The organism is Hymenobacter rigui, assembly GCF_003944715.1.
GTDB lineage: Bacteria > Bacteroidota > Bacteroidia > Cytophagales > Hymenobacteraceae > Hymenobacter > Hymenobacter rigui.
Window position 1 is genome coordinate 128790 of sequence record NZ_RWIT01000005.1, and the last position, 19585, is coordinate 148374.

A 19585-nucleotide genomic window follows, 5' to 3' on the forward strand; every position below is an offset into this window, starting at 1 on the left:
CCGCCGACGTCCGGGGCCTTTACTATCGACTTTTCCTTTCCCCGTTTTATGCAGAATACCGCTCTCATTGTTGGTGCCAGTGGCATCATCGGCAGCAACCTGGCCAAGGAACTGTTAGCCCATGGCTGGCCTACCTATGGGCTGGCCCGCTCTCCCCGCACGGATATTGCCGGCCTGCACCCCGTAGCCGCCGATTTACTCAGCCCCGACAGCCTGCAGGCCGCTTTGGCCGATGTAGCACCCACGCATGTGTTCATCACCAGCTGGATGCGCCAGGATACCGAAGCCGAAAATATCCGGGTAAACAGCCTGATGGTGCGCAACTTGCTCAATGCGCTGGCTCCCAAGAAATCGGTGCAGCATGTGGCGCTGGTAACGGGTCTCAAGCACTACCTAGGGCCGTTTGAGGCGTACGTGAGCGGGGGCACCCCGCCGCCCACCCCCTTGCGTGAGGAGCTGCCCCGCCTGCCCCTCGACAACTTTTACTACGCCCAAGAAGACGAGGTGTACGCCGCCGCCGCCCGCGACGGGTTCACTTGGAGCATCCACCGCCCGCACACCATCATTGGCAAGGCGGTGGGCAACCTCATGAACCTGGGTACCACCCTGGCTGTGTACGCCAGCATCTGTAAGGAAACCGGCCGCCCCTTCCGCTGGCCCGGCTCCGAGGCCCAGTGGAATGGCCTCTCCGACGTCACCGACGCCCGCATCATTGCCAAACAGCTACGCTGGGCCGCTACCACCGAGGCCGCCCAAAACCAGGCCTTCAACATCGTGAACGGGGACGTGTTCCGGTGGAGCTGGCTGTGGCCCCGTCTGGCAGCCTGGTTTGGGGTGGAAGCCGTGGGCTATGATGGCACCATTCACCCGCTGGAAGCGGAGTTGAGCCAGGATGCCGCCGTGTGGCGCGAAATTGCCGAGCGTCATCAGCTTGCTGAACCCAACCTCAACCGCCTAGCCTCCCCCTGGCACACCGACCTGGACCTGGGCCGCCCCATTGAGGTAATGACCGATATGACCAACAGCCGGAAAAGAGGGTTCCTGGAATATCAATCTACCGAAGACTCCTTTTCTGACCTGTTTGAGCAGCTCCGCGCCGACCGGCTGATTCCGTAACCAGAGCAAGCCGGTTTTTGGCAAGTTCAGGCAACAGGTTTGGCTGAAATGAGTAGTGTAGCCTGAGTGCAGCAGTTCCACCTGTTGCCTCACTGTTTGTCTTATTTGGCGCAACACCTGCTGGAACCTTGCTTCCAGATGTACTACTTGAAATCAGAATGACGACACTATCCCTGAAACGTGGCGATGGAAGCGTGTACCTGACGGTGGAGCGCAACCGCACCGCCGGCTGGATTCATGCTAATTGGTATGGGCACCAGACAATAGGCTCCATCATGGATGGCGGCCTCACCTATGTGGATATGCTGCGGCAGGAACCCTGCGACAAGCTGCTCAACGACCACCGCAACCTGCAGGGAGCCTTTACGGAAGCCAACGACTGGATTGAGCAGGTATGGACGCCCCTTATCATCGGCGCCGGCCTACGCTACTTTGCCCAAGTTCTCTCCCCCGATATCTTCGGCCAGCTGTCCATCGAGAACCTGCAGCTCCGCATCGGCAATCAACTGCACATGCATATGTTCGACAGCCTGGAAAACGCGCAGGACTGGCTCAGAGCGCAGGAGTGAAAGATTGAGCACCCGGTAAATGACTGCTTCAATATCAGAGTTTCTGCATCATCATTATCCAGGCTTAGCACTTGGCCCCGGGCTGTTTTACTGCTGGCCCATCGGCTTGCGGTTCGATTTACAGGCAGCGGGCACCACGTCAGATGATGCTTATTTTACAGGCGTAACTCAACGAGCGGTTACGGTATTTGAGGCCGTCTTTCTCCCAACTGATCTGGTACTCATCGTTGTACAGCGGTCCCGTTATACTCGTTGGTACAGAAGGTGGCGGTTTCGGGCCAGCAACCTAGTCTTGCGGCTGCTTCATGCGTGCAAACAGGAAGTCCAATTCTCCCGGCTTGCTAACCGAACCCGTTTCGCCAATACTGCGCAGCTCATTCGTTTCACTCTGGAGCGCCAAGCTGCTGACATTCCTTACCGGCAACTATTGCCAGCCATCAGTCACCAGGATTTTCCACCCCGAACTCCTCGACTGCACGATGATGTATTCTTCGTTAATATACGCTCCGGACTAGTTCTGCACATGTATGACGACCGAGGGCTAGACGTCATCGGGCCAAGCACCAAGGCGCTTCAACCAATCTATCAGTCGCATCAGCATTTGCTGCTGGATTATGACCGAGAGCAAATGGATGCCACATTTGCATGCTCTGTATAACAAAAATGTAAACAATAACGCCCGACCAAGTTGGCCGGGCGTTATTGTAGCCGGAAAGTCAAAATACTTACGAATTCGCTTTGGAAATCAATTCCACGATTTCCTCCGAGATGCCGGTGGTGCTGAAGCCGCCGTCGTGCATCAGGTTCTGCATGGTCACGTAACGGGTCAGGTCCGAGAACAGGCTGATGCAGTAGTCGGCGCAGGCTTCGGCCGGAGCGTTGCCCAGGGGCGAAAGGCGGTCGGCGTACTCGTAGAACGCATCGAAGCCGCTGATGCCGGTGCCGGCCGTGGTTTTGGTGGGCGACTGGCTGATGGTGTTCACGCGCACTTTCTTGAGCTTGCCGAGGCGCTGGCCGTAGCTGCGGGCAATGCTTTCGAGCATAGCCTTGGCCTGCGACATGTCGGTGTAGTCGAGGAAGGCGCGCTGGGCGGCAATGTAGCTCAGGGCTACGGCCGAACCCCACTCGTTGAAGGCGTCCTGCTTCTCAGCCACGGCCAGCATTTTGTGGAACGACAGGGCCGACACGTCGAGGGTTTTCTGGTACCACTCGTAGTTCAACTCGCCGTAATGCTTGCCCTTGCGGATGTTGGCGCTCATGCCAATGCTGTGCAGCACAAAATCCAGCTTACCGCCGAGGTGCTCCTGCGCGCCCGAGAACAGCTTCTCCAGGTCCTCCATCGACGTAGCATCGGCCGGGATGATGGGCGCATTACACTGCTCCGAGAGCTTGTTGATTTCGCCCATGCGCATGGCCAGCGGGGCATTGGTGAGCACAAAGCGGGCCCCTTCGGCGTGAGCTTTCAGGGCTACTTTCCAAGCAATAGATTCTTCGTTCAGCGCGCCGGAAATGATACCGACTTTGCCCGCGAGCAGGTTTGCCATATGGTGAAGTTGTGAAGTTGTGAAGTTGTGGAATGCAGGCGTCAATTAATGAGGACTCTGCAAGGACTTCACGCGTGGGTTGTAGGATTTAGTGCCGCCAAGTTAAGTATTCACAACCTCACAATTTCACACCCTCTCAATTTCACTGCCCCTACCCCGCCATTTCCACGCCGCGCAGGGCCAGTAGCTCCCGGGCGCTCTGAGTGGCGTGCTGGCTGGGGTTGGCGCCGGAAATCATCTGGGCAATTTCGCGGATGCGCTCCTCCTGGTTCAGTTCCCGGATGCGGCTCACGGTGCGGTCGGCGCGGTCTTCCTTGTACACGAAGTAGTGCGCGTCGCCGGCGGCGGCCATCTGGGGCAGGTGGCTGATGGCAATGAGCTGGTGCTTTTTGGCCATCTGCTGCATCATGCGGCCCACTTTCACCGCAATTTCGCCGCTGATGCCGGTGTCAATTTCATCAAATACTATCGTCGGCAACGCCGTCTTATCGGCCAGCATGTACTTAATGCAGAGCATCAGCCGCGAGAATTCCCCGCCCGAGGCCGACTTACTCAGGGTCTGGAGCTGGGCTCCTTTGTTGGCCGTGAACAGGATGCTCACCACATCAATGCCGCTGGCGGCGGGGGCGCTTTCCTGGTGCTGCACCACAATGCGGGAGTGCGGCATGCCCAAATCAACGAGCAGTGCCGCCAGTTCCTTTTCAAACTTCGGAAACACCTTGCGGCGGGCTTCCGAGAGGCGGGCGGCCTGCCTGGTGATGGTGGCGAGGCTGGCCTCCACTTCCCGGCGCAGGCGGTTAATCTGCTTATCCAGGTTCAGTACCGAGCCCACTTTATCGCGCAGGTCGGCGCGCACGGCCAGCAGGGCCACCACGTCGCGCACCTGGTGCTTGCGCTGCAGGCTGTAGAGCACGTTCAGGCGGCCCTGCAGTTCGTCGATGCGGGCCGGGTCGCCTTCGGTGCGGCGTTCCACGGCTTCCAGCTCGTCGGCAATATCGTGCAGCTCAATCAGGCAACTATCTAGGCGCTGCTTCAGCTCCCGCACCGGCTCCGAGTAAGATGAAATCTGGCCCAGCAGCACGGCCGCATCCTTCAGCGCCCCGGTGGCGCAGTATTCACCCTCGGAGAGGCCCTGCAAAGCGTGGGTGAGCTTGAACTTGATTTCCTCGGCGTGCTCCAGCTCTTTTACTTCCTGCTCCAACTCATCCTGCCGCTCGTTATCGAGGGCGGCGTCTTCCAGCTCGTTCAGTAGAAAGCTGTGGTAATCCAACTCCTTATTGGCCTGGGCTACCTGGTCTTCCAGAGCCTTGAGGTCGGCTTCCTGCTTCCGGTACTGGCGGTAGGCATTGCTGTACTGCCCCCGCATCGGAATCAGGCCGGCGTACAGGTCCAGCAGATTCAGCTGAAACACCGTGTCGCCGAGTAGCAGGGTATCGTGCTGGGAGTGAATGTCCATCAGGTTGGCCCCGATGTGGCGCAGGGTTTCCAGCGTCACGGGCGTATCGTTGATGAAGGCCCGGCTTTTTCCGGCGGGACTGATTTCCCGGCGCAGGATGCACTGCTGGTCGTAGTCCAGATCCTCGACCTGAAAAATATCCTGCAGCTGATAGCTCCGGATATCGAAATGCCCCTCAATCACGCATTTCTTGTCCGTGTCGAACAGCATACGGGAGTCGGCTCGGTTACCCAGCAGCAGGCCAATGGCCCCCAGCATAATCGACTTACCGGCCCCGGTTTCGCCGGTAATGATGTTGAGTAGCGCCGAGGGACGCAGCTCCAATTTTTCAATCAGAGCGTAATTCTGAATTCGCAGATCAACCAGCATGGTGTACCAAATGAAGGCCGGAGCGCCGACCGTAGCTGTCAAAAAAACCTGCTACGGGCCGGCTGGTCACAACCGAGTCTAGTAGCTTTAGCAAAGCTACTAGTTCATTTAGTTAAATGCCAATAAAATTTGCCTGCAAATTCTTTCGGCCGACTCACATCAGGGCTGCCGCAGAATAGTTTGGTATTTGGCGGAGTTGGTGGGGTCTACCTCCGTCAGCAACGTAGCTACCTGGGTTTTCTGCTGCTGATCGGGGCTGGTGCGGAATACATCCGAAATTTCGCCGGCCTTAGTGGTAAAAAAGGCCCGGGCCAGCAACGTGCCGGGCCGGCGCTGCACGGCCTGCTGTACTCCCTGCAGCGCGGTGGCTATGCTGGTACGGGCTTCCTCCGGCTTGGTAATGAAGATGTCCATTCCCTGCCGATAATAGGCATAGATGGCACTCCGGAAAGCTTCCAGCTGCGGGTCCTGCAGGTTATTGAGCAGCCAGTACCGGTTGCCGTTGTTGGTATCTTTCCAGCCTTCGTCGGCCTCGTTGGTGATGTTCTGAGACGCCGCATTTACCAGTACAGTCCGGGCCTTGTCGTAATATGGCGAACCACTCAAAGGCGAAAAGCTGTCCTGGTCCATGCCAATGATGATGTAGGCATAAAACGTGAGCAACGACGACAGATTACCCACAAACGTGGTTTCGGAGTAGTCAATCGGGTTCTGGGGGGAATAGTTGAATATCCAGCCCCGGTCGGCGAAGCTCAGCAGATTAGTTTCGTAGCTGGTACCGTACACCGGGCGCGTACTCAGGATACGCACCGTGGCTTTGTAGGTGCCGTTCTGCGGTATTTCGGTGATGCCTACAAACACCTTGCAGCGGATTCTCTCTTCCGGCCGGTAGGTCTGGTTAGTGAAAGCGCGCGTGTTCAGAAACGTCTGCATAGCATTGCGCATATCCTGCACCAGCTGCCGGTCCGAAATGGTCACGTTTTCGGTGGACACGGTTACTTCCGCCTGTAGTTCCTGAGCCCTTACCTGGCTGGTAACCAGTACAGCCGCGGATGAAAGCAGCAACGAAAAGAGTTTACGCATGTGGATGAGGCAAGCGGGCCAGAACGGCGTGTACAATATCACGAGCCACTTCGACCTTGGCTTTCAGGTCGAAGGTAGTTATTCGCCCATCAGCTTCCAGCAGGGTCACTTTGTTGGTATCGTGGCGGAAACCGGCCCCCGCGTCGCGCAGGGAGTTCAGTACCACGATATCAAAGTTTTTACGCCGGAGTTTGTCAAGGGCATGCACCTGCTCGTTTTCTGTTTCCAACGCAAAACCCACGGAAAATTGTTCGGGCCGCTTGGTTTTCCCGAGCTCCGCCGCAATATCCACGTTCTTCACCAGCTCCAGCGTGAGCGTATCACCGGCTTTTTTGATTTTGTTTTCGGCTACGTGCGCGGGCTTGTAATCGGCTACGGCGGCCGCAAACACCCATACATCGGCCGTGGCAGCTGCGGCGGCAGCTGCCTGGTACATTTCGTCGGCGGTTTGCACACGCACCGTTCGGATGTGCGCGTGGCCGGGGTCCGGCAGGGCAGTTGGGCCACTGATGAGCGTTACCTCTGCCCCGTTGGCGGCAAAGGTTTCGGCCAGCGCGTAGCCCATTTTGCCGGTGCTGTGGTTGCCAATGAACCGCACCGGGTCCAGGGGTTCGTAGGTAGGACCGGCCGTGATGAGGACGCGCATTTTTTGAATTAAGAATTATGAATTAAAAATTAAAAGTCAACTCCGTAGTCCGCTCTTGACTTTCTCTGGCCTGTGGCGGTATCAGGCAACTTCTCGTCACATTTTTAATTTTTAATTCTCAATTTTTAATTGAAAAAACCCTTTCAGCTCCTGCACAATATCCTCGGGTTCCAGCATGCGGCCAGGGCCGTTGAGGCCACTGGCCAGCTCGCCGGCCGGTGAGTTCCACACCGTGTTGCCGTACTGGCGCAGGCGCTGCAGGTTACCCTGCGTGGCCGGATGCTGATACATATCCAGATCCATGGCCGGGGCCACAAATACCGGGCAGCGGGCCGAAAGGTACACGGCATCCAGCAGCGTGTCGCAGAGGCCATTGGCAAAATGGGCCAGCGTGTTGGCCGACGCCGGCGCTACTACTAGGGCATCAGCCCATAGGCCCAGGTGTACGTGGTTGTGCCATTCACCCGCCCGCTCGTCCTTCAGGAAGCCCTGCAAAACCGGCTGTTTGGAAAGCGTGCCCAGCGTGAGCGGCGTAACGAAACCCGTGGCGGCAGGCGTCAGAATTACCTGCACCTCAGCGCCGGCCTGCACCAGCAGGCGTACCAGAAACACCGATTTATAAGCGGCAATACTGCCGCACACACCCACAAGAATTTTTCGACCCTGGAGCATCAGTCAGAGGAAAAGCAGCAAAATGAAACGGCGCGGGCGTAACGGCAAAAACGCCATACCGGGCCATGCGAAACAGGTCGCGGGGCTCAGCATGACGTTCTTACGGGGTCATACCAGATCAGAAAACTAGCCTTTCAGCTCGTCTTCAGCAGGAGTACGGAAGTGTACTTTACCTTCCAGGAACTCTTCTACCGCCAAGTTAGTAGGCTTGGGCAGACGCTCGTAGTGCTTGGAAATTTCGATTTGCTCCCGGTTTTCAAACACTTCCTCCAGGTTGTCGACGGTGGTAGCAAACTCAGCCAGCTTGCCGTTCAGCTCTTCTTTCAGCTTCACGGAAATCTGGTTAGCACGCTTCGAAATGATGGCAATGCTTTCGTACACGTTACCGGTTTCAGCGGTGAAATCCGACATGTTACGGGTTACAATGGAAGCAGGAACGTTGTTCGGAGTCTTCATATGAGGTTGATGTGCTGATTTTTGATGAGTTGATTTCTAATGTATTGATAAGCTACTGTGTTTCAGCCAGGATAGCCTCACAGCAGCAAAGTACGCATCAACACATTATTTCGCGGCGGTAGTTTCGGGCTTAAGCTTGGCTACTGCGTCGCGGGACTGGTCGTACATCCGTTCGGCGTCCTTCAGGTTTTTGCTTTGCGGGAAAGCGTCAATGAAGTTCTGGTAGAAGGCAATGGCTTCCAGATACCGCTCCCGCTGCTTTTCCTCCACACTTTCCGTAGCCAGATCAAACTGGGCACTGAGCTTCAGAAAAGCCGCCTGCTCGCCGTAGGCAGATGCCGGATACTGCTGCTGAAAACCCGTAAATGCCGTTACGGCCGACTGGTAATAGCGCAGGTCATAATACAGCCGGGCGGAGCGGAAAGCTTTATTTTCCAGCTTCTTCTGCAGCTCTTGCGACATACCCTCGGTTTCGGGGCGGAACTTGCTTTCGGGGAAGCGGTTCAGAAAATCCTGAATTACCTCCAGAGCAGTAAACGTATTCGTCTGGTCCAACTGGTAGTCCGGCGAGTCGCGGAACAGGGATTTGGCCTGCATAAAGGCCGACTCTTCGGCGTAAGTGGAGTTAGGATACGTTTCGTAGAACGTCTTGAAGTAGTAAGCACTCAGCGTGTAGTTGCGCTGCTGAAAGTTGGTATTGGCAAAATAGAACTGGGCCTTTTCCGATTCGGGGCGGCCTTTCAGCAGCGGAATTAACTCTTCCAGCAGAGTACCGGCTTTGAAGTAGTCACCCTTTTCGTAATACTGGATGGCGGCTTCATATTTCTTGTTCACATCAGTGCTCTTGAGCAGCTTTTGGTAGCCGGTGCAGGAGCCGAGCAGCAAGGTGCTCAATAACAGAACAAAAAAAGCAGGACGGAAAGACAGCATAAGGGCGCAAAGGTAAGAAGAATCGGTGAGGCAACTTCGTTGCCGGTTACTAGTTGTTGGTTGTTAGCCGGAAACGTTGCCTGCAACTCTATTTCTTCACCGGTTTGGGAGTTGGTTTTGGTTTTACAACCGCCGGCTTTTTTCGGGCCGGAGCAGCTTTTTTGGTGGTTGCTGATTTCGTTTTGACGGGGGCCGTCTTCTTTTTCGGTTTAACGGGTAGCGCAAAGTGCTTACCCAACGTCTGGCGACGGGTGGGGCGTTCCTTGGCGCGCCAGCGGAAATCCTTGAGTTTGGCGTCCTCCGGCTTCAGCTCGTTGGGCGGAATAAACTGAGCCTCGGGGTTAGTAAGGAAGCTGATGGTATTGAGTTTGCCGTCCTGAAACCGCAGCGCCATAGTGGCAGAGAGGCTTTTGTTGACGCCCGACACGGCCGTGTCGCCCTCAAGAGCATAGTACAGGCTCTCGGCGTTGCCAAGCACATCAATTTTTTTGATGGACTTGTCGCGGAAGTAGGCCACCATGTTGCGGCCCTTCACCTGGTTGAAGTTGAGCAGCGTGTCCTGCCCGATGCTGAACGCGTGCCCGAACAGGCGCATCTGGTCAATCTGCCCTTTGCGCTGCTGAATCTCCATCGAGTCGGAGGTGAGCTGGTTGCCCTTGTTCCAGAGCACCGGGTCGTGGCTGAGGTAGATGACGGAATCCTGCCGGTCGTAGGTCAGCGAGTCGCAGCGGCCCTGCAGGTCGGAGCGGAAGATGCGCACCTTACGGTAGGCGTAGATTACGCCGGCCTTGTTCTGGGGCGGGCGGCCCTCCACGCTCACCAGCGTATCGGCCGACAGATACAGGGTATCCTTGGCGTTGATGTTGCGCATCACCGGCTGGCTGCCGTACACCTTGGCCCGGCCCTGGGCCCGCCAGTACCGCCCCACGTCGCCCCGAATCACGAGGTTGTCCTTCTTCGAGGTCATCGATACGCGGCCGGTGGCTACGCCGTACTGCCGGGCTTCGTCGTAGTAGAGCTTGTCGCCACCCAGCAGGTAGTTGGGCGTTTCGATTTTGGCGTTCCGGGCGAAGTTGGAAATCTTGGTAACGGTGTTGTAGGTACCGTTTTCGGCGTAGAGGTTGCCCTGCTTGCCTTTAATGCGGGTGGGCCCGAAGAAGTAGGCAATCTTGCTGACAGTGTTGTACTGTAGCGTATCGGTGTCGATGGTATTGTCCTTGGTCACCAGCTTCACGTTTCGCTTGAAGCTGAACACCTTGCTCTGCGTGTTGTAGTAGCCGAACTGGCTGTCGAGCGTGTTTTCGGGGTCCTGGAGGTGGCCACCGGTGCTGTAATAGGCCAAGTTATTGTTCAGGTCGTAGTCGAGCAGCTGGGTGGTGAGCGTCATGCGCGGGTCGCGCATGGTTACGTTGCCGGTCATGCGGGCCTTGCGGGTGTCGCCGTCGTAGGTGCCCCGGTCGCCGGTAATGGTGATGGTGTCGTTCTGCACGATGCGCACGTTGCTGAACGCCTCCAGCGAGTTACGCTCGGTATATTGGTAGGCCGAGTCGCAAAACAACAGCGTGGTACCCTGGCGGAACTGCACGTTGCCCAGCACCTTCCGGATTTCCACCCCGTTGAAGGTGCCGCCCACCAGCTGGCCGGCACCGGGCAGCAGCTCAATTTGCTGGCCTTTCTGGGGGACAGGCTGAGTGCCCGGCCGCGCGGCCGGGCGCTGCTGGGCCCACGCCAGGACCGGCAGGAGCAGCAGCAACAGAAGAAAAAGAGGCTTCGGGAACGACATTTCGGCGCAAAGGTACAGAAGGGCGGTTGCTAACGGTTTTCTTTGTGGAATAGTATTGTAGTGCCTAGTGCTTGGTGCGTAGTGCTTAGTCTGTTCTAAGCTACCCACTTCACCCCACGGACCAAGCACTAGGCACTAAGCACTACCAACTAAGCACCATTTCATGCTCGACCGGATTCAAGCCTTCATTCAGGAACATGCCCTCTTCTCCCCTACCGACACATTGCTGGTAGCCGTCAGCGGCGGCCTCGACTCGGTGGTGCTGGCCGAGGTACTGCACCGGCTGGGTGTGAAGTTCGGGGTGGCACACTGCCACTTCGGGCTGCGGGGCGAGGAGGCCGACGCCGACGAGCAGTTTGTACGCAAACTGGCTGATAAGTACGAGGCCCCCTACTTCGTGGAGTTTTTCCAGACCAAGAAGTTTGCCGAGCAGGAAGGCATTTCGACGCAGATGGCCGCCCGGGCTTTGCGCTACGAGTGGTTTGAGCGCATCCGGGCGCAGCAGGGCTACGCCGCTGTAGCCACCGCCCACCACCAGCGCGACACGGCCGAAACCATGCTGCTGAACCTAGTGCACGGCACCGGCCTGGCGGGTTTGCACGGCATCCGGCCCAAAACCGGCCATCTGGTGCGCCCGTTGCTGGCCGTGAGCAAGCCCGACCTGTACGACTACGTGGTGGAAAACCGCCTGATCTGGCGCGAGGATGCCAGCAACGACTCGCCGGTGTACCAGCGCAACCGCCTGCGCCTGGAGGTGCTGCCCGTGCTGCGCGACATCAACCCTAGCCTGGACCACACCATGAGCGTAACGGCGGAGCGCGTGGGCGCGGCCGAGGAAATCGTGCGCCGCTATGTGGAGGAAACTGCTGCCCAGGCCCAGCGCCAGGAAGCCGAAGTAACTTACCTCGACATCCGGACGCTGCAGAAAACCGCCGCCACAGCCCTGGTGCTGCATGAGCTACTGCGGCCTTTCGGCTTCAGCTACCTCGTGACCAAGGACATTGTGCAGAGCTTCACAGCCGAGCCGGGCCGCCGCTTCGAGTCGCCGACGCACCAGCTGGTGAAGGATCGGGAGCAGCTGGTGATTACCCCGCGCAAGCTCCAGCACTTCGGCACCCACCAGCTGCAGGCCGGGCAGGAAGCCCTGAAAATCGACGGTCTACACCTGCGCACCGAGCTGACGGAAGTAACCGAAGGCTACGACGTGCCCAAAGGCAAAGCTTTGGCCGCTCTGGATGCCGACGTGCTCAAATTTCCGCTCACGGTGCGCCCCTGGCAGGAAGGCGACTGGTTTATGCCCATCGGCATGAAGGGCAAGAAGAAGCTCTCCGATTTCCTCATCGACCAGAAAGTACCCCTCAACCTTAAGGACAACGTGTGGGTGCTGGTATCCGCCGACGGCAAAATTGCCTGGGTTATCGGCTTCCGCCCCGATGAGCGGTTTAAAGTAACGGAGAATACCGAGCGGGTGCTGGTGGTGAAGCGGATGTAGAAGGTATGCTTTGTATCACGCGGAACGTCGCTAGCATAAAAGTCTCACTTCTTGCTTCTCATATCTAACTTCTATAAAGTAGCTTTACGCGCATCCCATAGTTCACACCCAATTCCATCCACTGATGAAAGTTACCGTAGTTGGAGCCGGCAACGTAGGCGCAACCTGCGCCGATGTACTGGCCACCCGCGAAATTGCCAACGAAATCGTCCTCGTTGACATCAAGGAAGGCATTGCCGAAGGCAAAGCCCTGGATATCTGGCAGAAAGCCCCCATCATCGGCTACGACTCCCGCACCGTGGGCGTAACCAACGACTACAGCCGCACCGCTGATTCGGACGTGGTGGTGATTACCTCGGGCCTGCCCCGCAAGCCCGGCATGAGCCGCGACGACCTGATTGCCACCAACGCCGGCATCGTGAAGTCGGTAACCGAGCAGGTGGTGAAATACTCGCCCAACGCCATCATCATCGTGGTGTCGAACCCGCTCGACGTGATGACCTACCAGGCGCACCTCACCTCGGGCCTGCCCCGCGAGAAGGTGTTTGGCATGGCCGGCATCCTGGACACGGCCCGCTACCGCGCCTTCCTGGCCGAGGCCCTCAACGTGAGCCCCAAAGACATTCAGGCCGTACTGATGGGTGGCCACGGCGACACCATGGTACCCCTGCCCCGCTACACCACCGTAGGCGGCATTCCCGTGACCGAGCTGATTGGCAAAGCAGAATTAGACGCCATTGTGCAGCGCACCGCCGTTGGTGGCGGTGAGCTGGTGAAGCTGATGGGTACTTCGGCCTGGTATGCCCCCGGTGCCGCCGCTGCCCAGATGGTAGAAGCCATTGTGCGCGACCAGCGCCGCGTGTTCCCCGTGTGCATTGAGTTGCAGGGTGAGTACGGCATCAACGGCGTGTACCTGGGTGCTCCGGTTATCCTGGGCAAAAACGGTATCGAAAAGGTAATCGAGCTGCAACTCAACGACGAGGAAAAGGCGCTGCTGGAAACCTCGCGCGGCCACGTGAAAGAAGTAATGGATGCACTGGACAATATGAGCAAGGCTTCGGCCTAGTTCTGCTCTATCACCATCAGCAAAAAAGCGGCTGTTCCTTATGGAGCAGCCGCTTTTTTGCGTTTGCAGGAAGCTGAAATTCGTATGTTGCCGGGGTAAACCCATCTATGCACTTCTACTTCACTGACACTAACCCCGAAATTACCGACGCCTGGCACCATGTTTTCGCCGATGTACCTCAGGTCACAATTCGCCACGGCTCCATTTTCGACGTGCCCGCCGATGCGCTGGTAAGCCCCGCTAACAGTTTCGGCTACATGAACGGCGGCATTGATTTTGCCATTTCCAAAACCCTGGGCTGGCATCTGGAGAAGGACCTTCAGCAGGTTATCCGCCAGAAATATTACGGGGAACTACTGGTGGGTCAGGCCGAAATTCTGCCTACCGGCCACGCGCAGTTCCCGTACCTGATTGCGGCGCCCACCATGCGCACGCCCATGACCATTACGCGCGGGCCGAATGTATACCACAGCATGCGGGCCATCTTGCTTCTGCTGCAACACGCCTGCCTGCCCGATGGCCGACCGGTGAAAGAAGTGGTGCAGACAGTAGCCGTACCGGGCTTAGGTACCGGCGTTGGGCAGGTAAGGCCGCTGGTGTGTGCCCGCCAGATGCGCATTGCCTGGGAAGATGTAATGCAGCAGAAACACGCTACTATAGCCGACTGGGAGGAAATGTGCGGCAACTACGCTTACTTCTACACCCACAACGAGTCCGATATCAAGTACGATATTCCGTAGCCCGCACATGCTCACTGCCCGGCACCTTCTCACCCGCCTCCACGCTCTGGCCGACCCTATCCGGGCGGTGGGAGTAGCCCGTTTTTTCAAAACCGGCCCCGGCGAGTATGGCGCGGGAGACAAGTTTCTGGGATTGACGATGCCGCAGCAGCGGGCATTGGCCCGGGAGTTTCGGGAACTACCGCTGCCCGAGGCAGAGCACCTGCTGGGCAGCCCCTGGCACGAGAGCCGCGCCGTAGCACTGGTTATCTGGACGCTGCAATTCGCTAAAGCAGGCCCGGCCGGGCGGCAGGCCATTTATGAGCGGTACCTGAACAACCGCCGCTTCGTGAACAACTGGGATTTAGTGGATATTTCCTGCCCTACCATCGTGGGTGGCTATTTGCAGGATAAAAACCGGGAGCCGCTGTACAAACTAGCGGCCGAAAACCACCTCTGGAGCCAACGGATAAGTATCGTTTCCACGCTGGCATTTATCCGCAAAGGGCAGTTTCAGGATACGTTTGCTATTGCCGAATTGCTGCTCACCCACCGCCACGACCTGATTCAGAAAGCCGTGGGCTGGATGCTGCGCGAAGTAGGCAAGCGGAACGAAGCGGCTCTGGAAGAATTCCTGACTGACCATCACGGCCAGCTACCGCGCACCACACTCCGCTATGCCACTGAGAGGCTGCCCACCGAGCGGCGCGCCTGGCACATGCGCAAATAAAATCCAGCTAAGCAAGACGGCGCAAATCGGCTTTGCCCAACTGCCATAGGCCAAATCCCAGCAAACCAGCCAACCCTAGCAACCCTATTGTGACTAAGTTACCCTGACCACTGCGTAACCACCAGAAATACACGCGCCGCTTCAGCAATACACGTCTATGAAAGCCAAAGTGCTCGGCCTGGTCATATACAGGCAAAGCAGATTCCACATTGCTGGTTATAGCATAGGCGTTACCCAGATCGAACAATAATTCCGCCATAATGGGGTCAGGCGAATGCACAAAGCTCAGGCGTTCTGACAACTGATAGTAAAGCGCATATTGAACGGAATCGAGCAATCTGCCACCACGCATATTCGACACTGGAGCCAATCCCTGGCCGAAATCCACTCCCAACAGATATTCAGCGTTGATGGCTTCTGTCCCGCGCAACTTGGCCCGCAAAATATTGATATGTAACCACTCCGTGCCTTTATGAGATTGGGGATTGAGCTGAACCGACCTTCGTATCCACTTCAGTGCCAACTTATTTAATCCCAATAGCTCATACACAGTACCCAGGTTAGCTGCCGTTTCATACTGGTTGGGCTGCCAGATATCCAGTTGTTCAAATACCTTACGCGCTTCAGCGTAGCGTCCCAAGTAGACCAGCACCAAGCCATAGCCAGCATAATCTGCTAATCGGTGATGGGCATTCCATCGGCTGTTGAGTTGCTGAAGATACTGGCGGTTAATAGGGGCCTCTGCAGCTAAATCCCGACCCACAGGGGGTTTAGGCACACTATAATTCACATCATCTGAGCTTTGCCATGACCCGTCCAGTTTGGTCGCTGCATGGTTGTTGAGGCACGCAGCCACTGGGTTAGCAAATAATAATAGAACCAGCGTTGCCACCTGGTTTACAAGCCGCCTCATTGGCACTTAATGTGATAGGCTAATTGATATGGCTCCTACCACTATTTCTGACTAGCTCGGAACAGCTTCTGCTTTTCCTCCTTGCTCAGACTCTCGTAGCCGGAGTGGGAAATCTTATCCAGAATCAGGTCGATTTCATCCTGGCCGGGTAGTGTGGGAGCTCCTTTTTTTACCACGGGAGCAGCCGGCGCGGCACTGGCGCTCCGGTGCGTGACGCGCAGATTGGGTCGGCCCGTCACCAGCCGCACAAAGAAGTCGCCCACGGCCTGCACGGGGCGGCCCAAGTCGCGGCCGGCCTGCAGCTGCTTCACAAACAGAAACCCGACAAGTGCTCCGCCGATGTGGGCAATGCCACCGCCGGGATTTCCCTGGTTAATAGCCAGCACCGACAGCAGAATTACTACGGCCGCAATGTACTTAATGCGTACGGCCCCCAGCAGAAACAGCATGAAGGTATAATCGGGTAGCAGCGTGGCCGCCGCCATAATAATAGCCGTTACCGCAGCCGAGGCCCCCAGCAACGGCACGCCCGCTGCCGCATACGGGCGCAGGGTAGGAATCAGGTTGAAAGCCAGCAGAAACAATGTTGCCCCGGCCAGTGCCCCCAGAATGTACAGACTAACCAAGCGCCGGTCGCCCAGGTATTCCCGGATCAGGGCCCCAAACCAGTAAAGATTCAGCAGGTTAAACAGGATGTGAAACGGACCTTCGTGGGTGAAGGCATACGTTAGCAGCGTCCAGGGGTGGCGCAGCAGGGAAGGCATATCGGAGGGCAACTCAAACTGCCGCAGCACATTGGGATAATAGGCCACCGTACCCGACAGATGCATGACTGCCTTGGTCAGTACCAGAAACACAAACACCAGCACATTAATCAGCAGCAGCTGATTCAGCGCGTTGTCGCGGCGGCTAAAGGCAGTTCGGATATCGTTGACGATGCTCATGAGTGGTGGGGCGGATGGTGGAAATACGGCCGGGCGGGCAGCAGGGTGGCAGGAAATGTCCACAATTTTCGTGCAAGCTGCTCCATACGGCGGCAGCCTGACAGGCTAGTACAGCCGGGTGCGGTTTCGCTGCCAGATCTGCAACACGATAAAGCCTACCAGCATTCCGCCTAGGTGGGCAAAGTGCGCCACATTGTCGCCCGGTACGCGGTACACGCCAAAGGCAAACTCGTACAGCCCGTACAGAATTACAAAATACTTGGCCTTGATGGGAATCGGCAGCGGAAACACCATCAGCGCCGTGTTCGGGAACAGCATGCCAAAGGCGAGGATAATGCCGAATAAGGCCCCCGAAGCCCCCACCATCGGGCCGTTCAGGCTCCGTTCATACAAGGCTTCCAACTGCTCCAGATTATCCTGGATGACGGCCGCGTTACCGGGATTTTTGTGCAGCTCATACGCCGCCGGCTTAAACGTATCCGCCAGTTCGGGCAGGTTGGTTTCCGCAAAGGCCATCAGGTTCAAATCGGTTGGCTCATTGCGGAAGGCCCCCAGCTGCTGGCCCATGCGGTGTACCTCGTAAGTGCGCAGCCCATCGTACAGCACCCCGGCCCCTACCCCGCAAATCAGCCAGAACGTGAGAAACCGCTTGGCGCCCCAACGCTGCTCTAGCAGTGGACCCAGGGAAATCAGGCCAATCATGTTGGAGAAAATGTGGCCCGTGTTGGCGTGCATAAACATGTACGTCAGAAACTGCCACGGCCAGAACATTGGCGACCCAATGGGATACAGGGCCAGCAGATTGAGGTTGAGTAGTTTTTCGGCCGCAATAAACACCACCACGTTGGCGATGAGCAGGTTGCGGACCATGGGGGTAAACTGGAACATAGCGAACTAATACAGGCAGAAGTGATTGCAGCAGGTGAAGCTACACAGATACGCAGTGCGGAGCTGAAGTGCCGGGCTCCGCTGATTGGCTAAGCCTACTTCCGGAACAGCTCCTGCAGCTGCCCCAGCTCCAGCATCACAATGGTGCGGCGGCCGTCGGGGGTGTAGTTGGGCACGGAGCAGGCGAACAGCCGGTCCACAATGGCCGTCATTTCCCGCTCCGAGAGGCGGGCCCCGCCGGCGCTGGCGGCTACGCGCCGGGCAAGGGCCCGGGCCATCTGCTCGCGCCGGTCCAGCTTCATGGGGCCGGCTGTGGTCCGGAACTGCTCAATGAGGCCTTCCAGCAGCTCCTTCTCGTCGCGGGCCGGCACGTCGGCCGGAATGCCTTCCACGGCAATGGTATTCTTGCCGAAATCGGTGAACCGGAAGCCCAGGGCTTTCAGGGAGTCTTCTACTTCGCGCAGAATGGCGAAATCCTGAGGCGTGAAGGTGATGGTGCGCGGGAACAGCAGGGTTTGCGAGGCGCTTACCTCCCGCTCCAGACTCTGGGTGTATTGCTCGTACAGAATCCGCTCCCGGGCCGCCACCTGGTCAATCAGCATCATCCCCGATTTCACGGGCACCAGCAGATACTGCTGGTGAAGCTGCAGCACCTTGTTGCCCGGCCCCGTGCTCGACTCGCGCAGGGGCAGCTCGGGCGAGGCCGGAGCCGCGGCCGCACTGGGCATAACCAGCGGCGTGGGTGGTGACACGGGCTCGGTTTCGGTTGGCTGCCAGCCAGCCGCCGTGGGCATGGCCGTGAAGCCCGCCTGCAGCGGTAGTGCGCCGGTCAGGGGGGCATCCTCGGCCGGTAGGTCTTCGTCCGGGGCCAGGGGCGTTATGGTGGGCACGGGCACGCCCACGGCGGTGGCTTCGTGCTCCACGTCGGGCACGCTCAATTGGCTCAGACTTTTGTAAAACTCCTCCAGCTCGCGCTTGGCCTGCTCGGTGGGGCGGGGCGGCAGCTGCCGCTCGTAGGCATCGGCGGAGGCGGGTCGGCCGGGGCTTTTGGCCGCCGCCCGGGCCGCCGAGGCCAGCGCATCGGGCTGGTAGCTGTCATCAAACGGGTTCTTCTCCTGCCCTGAGAGCCGCAGAGGCTGAATAGGCGCGAAGTTCACGTTGCCGTCGAAATCCAGCGACGGGGCCATGTTGTGCAGGCCCAGGCTCTGCTTGGCGGCGGCCCGCACAATGGCGTACACCGTCTTCTCGTCCTCGAACTTGATTTCGGTTTTGGTGGGGTGCACGTTGATGTCGATGGACTTGGGGTCGAGGTCCAGGAACAGCACGTAGAATGGGTGGGTGTCCTTAGGCAGCAGCCCCTCGTAGGCCGTCAGCACCGCGTGGTTGAGGTAGGCCGAGCGGATAAAGCGGTTATTGACAAAGAAAAACTGGTCGCCCCGGCTTTTCTTAGCCGATTCCGGCTTTCCGATGTAGCCTTTCACCGTCAGGAAGGGCGTCACCTCCTCCACCTGCGCCAGCTGCTCCTTATAGCCGTTGCCCAGCAACGCCACAATGCGCTGGCTGAGCTTGCCGGCCGGTAGGTTGAACACCTCCAAATCGTTCTGGAACAGCGAGAAGCTGATTTGCGGGTTAGCCAGCGCCACGTGCTGGAACTCGTCCAGAATGTGGCGCATCTCCACCGCGTTGCTTTTGAGGAAGTTGCGGCGGGCCGGCACGTTGAAAAACAGGTTTTTCACGCTGATGCTGGTACCATCGGGGCAGGCTACGGGTTGCTGGCTGGTAATCTGGGAGCCTTCCACCAGCAGCAGGGTGCCCGTGTCCTGGTCGCGCTGCTTGGTGCGCAGCTCCACCTGGGCCACGGCCGCAATGGAGGCCAGCGCCTCGCCCCGGAACCCCAAGGTACGGATGCGGAACAGGTCGTCGGTAGTGCGGATTTTACTGGTGGCGTGGCGCTCCAGGCTCATGCGGGCGTCGGTGGGGCTCATGCCCTGGCCGTTGTCCACCACCTGCACCAGCTGCTTGCCGGCATCCTTGATGATCAGCTGCACCTGAGTAGCGCCGGCATCCACAGCGTTTTCCAGCAGCTCTTTTACGGCCGAAGCCGGGCGCTGCACCACCTCGCCGGCGGCAATCTGGTTAGCTAAATATTCGGGCAGAAGTTGGATGATATCGGCCATAATGGAGCTGGAATCAAAAGAAAAAAGGCGGG

19 protein-coding genes are annotated in these 19585 nt (G+C 57.9%); 7 read left to right on the top strand and 12 right to left on the bottom strand.

Annotated features, from left to right (window positions below; genetic code table 11):
- Positions 1–48 precede the first annotated feature (48 nt).
- From EI291_RS11485 to EI291_RS23595, 3 genes are all read left to right on the top strand, one after another.
- On the top strand, positions 49–1116 hold the full coding sequence (locus EI291_RS11485; RefSeq protein ID WP_125419966.1) for an SDR family oxidoreductase: 1068 nt from the start codon (positions 49–51) through the stop codon (positions 1114–1116).
- A gap of 158 nt (positions 1117–1274) precedes the next feature.
- Positions 1275–1685 (top strand): hypothetical protein, encoded by a 411-nt coding sequence (locus tag EI291_RS11490; protein WP_125419968.1) that lies wholly within the window; start codon positions 1275–1277, stop codon positions 1683–1685.
- A 19-nt stretch (positions 1686–1704) separates the two neighbouring features.
- Complete coding sequence (locus EI291_RS23595) at positions 1705–2343, top strand: DUF3885 domain-containing protein (RefSeq protein ID WP_125419970.1); 639 nt, start codon at positions 1705–1707, stop codon at positions 2341–2343.
- A 67-nt stretch (positions 2344–2410) separates the two neighbouring features.
- On the opposite strand, the gene EI291_RS11500 is transcribed toward EI291_RS23595, so the two are convergent.
- From EI291_RS11500 to EI291_RS11535, 8 genes are all read right to left on the bottom strand, one after another.
- Positions 2411–3229, bottom strand: a complete 819-nt coding sequence (locus EI291_RS11500) for an enoyl-ACP reductase FabI (protein ID WP_125419972.1) — start codon at positions 3227–3229, stop codon at positions 2411–2413.
- Between the two features lie 151 nt (positions 3230–3380).
- The gene (gene recN, locus EI291_RS11505) at positions 3381–5054 is read right to left on the bottom strand and encodes a DNA repair protein RecN (protein ID WP_125419974.1); all 1674 of its coding nucleotides are present in this window, start codon (positions 5052–5054) and stop codon (positions 3381–3383) included.
- A 159-nt stretch (positions 5055–5213) separates the two neighbouring features.
- Positions 5214–6137, bottom strand: coding sequence for a type IX secretion system protein PorD (gene porD, locus EI291_RS11510; protein ID WP_125419976.1), 924 nt, complete (start codon positions 6135–6137; stop codon positions 5214–5216).
- Complete coding sequence (locus EI291_RS23515; protein ID WP_125419978.1) at positions 6130–6783, bottom strand: phosphopantothenoylcysteine decarboxylase domain-containing protein; 654 nt, start codon at positions 6781–6783, stop codon at positions 6130–6132. The genes porD and EI291_RS23515 overlap by 8 nt, the downstream gene beginning before the upstream one ends.
- A gap of 111 nt (positions 6784–6894) precedes the next feature.
- A complete protein-coding gene (locus EI291_RS23520) occupies positions 6895–7455 on the bottom strand; it encodes a flavoprotein (protein ID WP_125419980.1) in 561 nt (186 codons plus the stop codon).
- A gap of 126 nt (positions 7456–7581) precedes the next feature.
- Positions 7582–7911 (bottom strand): DNA-directed RNA polymerase subunit omega, encoded by a 330-nt coding sequence (locus EI291_RS11525; RefSeq protein WP_125419982.1) that lies wholly within the window; start codon positions 7909–7911, stop codon positions 7582–7584.
- A 105-nt stretch (positions 7912–8016) separates the two neighbouring features.
- Positions 8017–8841: an outer membrane protein assembly factor BamD gene (locus EI291_RS11530; RefSeq protein WP_125419984.1), complete on the bottom strand. Its 825-nt coding sequence runs from the start codon at positions 8839–8841 to the stop codon at positions 8017–8019.
- A gap of 88 nt (positions 8842–8929) precedes the next feature.
- Positions 8930–10594 carry an OstA-like protein gene (locus EI291_RS11535; protein ID WP_170172607.1) on the bottom strand — a complete coding sequence of 555 codons (1665 nt, stop codon included), beginning with the start codon at positions 10592–10594 and terminating at the stop codon, positions 8930–8932.
- A 193-nt stretch (positions 10595–10787) separates the two neighbouring features.
- Between EI291_RS11535 and tilS the strand changes: the two genes are divergently transcribed.
- The 4 genes from tilS (at position 10788) to EI291_RS11555 (ending at position 14631) form a co-directional block, all read left to right on the top strand.
- The gene (gene tilS / locus EI291_RS11540) at positions 10788–12116 is read left to right on the top strand and encodes a tRNA lysidine(34) synthetase TilS (protein ID WP_125419988.1); all 1329 of its coding nucleotides are present in this window, start codon (positions 10788–10790) and stop codon (positions 12114–12116) included.
- A gap of 124 nt (positions 12117–12240) precedes the next feature.
- Positions 12241–13182 (top strand): malate dehydrogenase, encoded by a 942-nt coding sequence (gene mdh / locus EI291_RS11545; protein ID WP_125419990.1) that lies wholly within the window; start codon positions 12241–12243, stop codon positions 13180–13182.
- Positions 13183–13289: 107 nt separating this feature from the next.
- A complete protein-coding gene (locus EI291_RS11550) occupies positions 13290–13922 on the top strand; it encodes a macro domain-containing protein (RefSeq protein ID WP_125419992.1) in 633 nt (210 codons plus the stop codon).
- Between the two features lie 7 nt (positions 13923–13929).
- On the top strand, positions 13930–14631 hold the full coding sequence (locus EI291_RS11555; protein WP_125419994.1) for a DNA alkylation repair protein: 702 nt from the start codon (positions 13930–13932) through the stop codon (positions 14629–14631).
- 7 nt (positions 14632–14638) lie between these two features.
- Here the strand turns inward: EI291_RS11555 and EI291_RS11560 are convergent, their stop codons facing one another.
- The 4 genes from EI291_RS11560 to mutL all read right to left on the bottom strand — a co-directional run bounded on the left by EI291_RS11560 (position 14639) and on the right by mutL (position 19553).
- Positions 14639–15523: a tetratricopeptide repeat protein gene (locus EI291_RS11560; protein WP_125419996.1), complete on the bottom strand. Its 885-nt coding sequence runs from the start codon at positions 15521–15523 to the stop codon at positions 14639–14641.
- 62 nt (positions 15524–15585) lie between these two features.
- A complete protein-coding gene (locus EI291_RS11565; RefSeq protein ID WP_125419998.1) occupies positions 15586–16488 on the bottom strand; it encodes a rhomboid family intramembrane serine protease in 903 nt (300 codons plus the stop codon).
- Positions 16489–16593: 105 nt separating this feature from the next.
- Positions 16594–17376 (bottom strand): rhomboid family intramembrane serine protease, encoded by a 783-nt coding sequence (locus EI291_RS11570; protein ID WP_125420000.1) that lies wholly within the window; start codon positions 17374–17376, stop codon positions 16594–16596.
- A 95-nt stretch (positions 17377–17471) separates the two neighbouring features.
- Positions 17472–19553, bottom strand: a complete 2082-nt coding sequence (gene mutL, locus EI291_RS11575; RefSeq protein WP_125420002.1) for a DNA mismatch repair endonuclease MutL — start codon at positions 19551–19553, stop codon at positions 17472–17474.
- Positions 19554–19585 lie beyond the last annotated feature (32 nt).

Excerpts from the sequence above, each read along its gene's own strand:
- EI291_RS11485 (WP_125419966.1), top strand. The coding sequence starts at position 49 with ATGCAGAATACCGCTCTCATTGTTGGTGCCAGTGGCATCATCGGCAGC.
- EI291_RS11490 (WP_125419968.1), top strand. The coding sequence starts at position 1,275 with ATGACGACACTATCCCTGAAACGTGGCGATGGAAGCGTGTACCTGACG.
- EI291_RS23595 (WP_125419970.1), top strand. The coding sequence starts at position 1,705 with ATGACTGCTTCAATATCAGAGTTTCTGCATCATCATTATCCAGGCTTA.
- EI291_RS11500 (WP_125419972.1), bottom strand. The coding sequence starts at position 3,229 with ATGGCAAACCTGCTCGCGGGCAAAGTCGGTATCATTTCCGGCGCGCTG.
- recN (WP_125419974.1), bottom strand. The coding sequence starts at position 5,054 with ATGCTGGTTGATCTGCGAATTCAGAATTACGCTCTGATTGAAAAATTG.
- porD (WP_125419976.1), bottom strand. The coding sequence starts at position 6,137 with ATGCGTAAACTCTTTTCGTTGCTGCTTTCATCCGCGGCTGTACTGGTT.
- EI291_RS23515 (WP_125419978.1), bottom strand. The coding sequence starts at position 6,783 with ATGCGCGTCCTCATCACGGCCGGTCCTACCTACGAACCCCTGGACCCG.
- EI291_RS23520 (WP_125419980.1), bottom strand. The coding sequence starts at position 7,455 with ATGCTCCAGGGTCGAAAAATTCTTGTGGGTGTGTGCGGCAGTATTGCC.
- EI291_RS11525 (WP_125419982.1), bottom strand. The coding sequence starts at position 7,911 with ATGAAGACTCCGAACAACGTTCCTGCTTCCATTGTAACCCGTAACATG.
- EI291_RS11530 (WP_125419984.1), bottom strand. The coding sequence starts at position 8,841 with ATGCTGTCTTTCCGTCCTGCTTTTTTTGTTCTGTTATTGAGCACCTTG.
- tilS (WP_125419988.1), top strand. The coding sequence starts at position 10,788 with ATGCTCGACCGGATTCAAGCCTTCATTCAGGAACATGCCCTCTTCTCC.
- mdh (WP_125419990.1), top strand. The coding sequence starts at position 12,241 with ATGAAAGTTACCGTAGTTGGAGCCGGCAACGTAGGCGCAACCTGCGCC.
- EI291_RS11550 (WP_125419992.1), top strand. The coding sequence starts at position 13,290 with ATGCACTTCTACTTCACTGACACTAACCCCGAAATTACCGACGCCTGG.
- EI291_RS11555 (WP_125419994.1), top strand. The coding sequence starts at position 13,930 with ATGCTCACTGCCCGGCACCTTCTCACCCGCCTCCACGCTCTGGCCGAC.
- EI291_RS11565 (WP_125419998.1), bottom strand. The coding sequence starts at position 16,488 with ATGAGCATCGTCAACGATATCCGAACTGCCTTTAGCCGCCGCGACAAC.
- EI291_RS11570 (WP_125420000.1), bottom strand. The coding sequence starts at position 17,376 with ATGTTCCAGTTTACCCCCATGGTCCGCAACCTGCTCATCGCCAACGTG.
- mutL (WP_125420002.1), bottom strand. The coding sequence starts at position 19,553 with ATGGCCGATATCATCCAACTTCTGCCCGAATATTTAGCTAACCAGATT.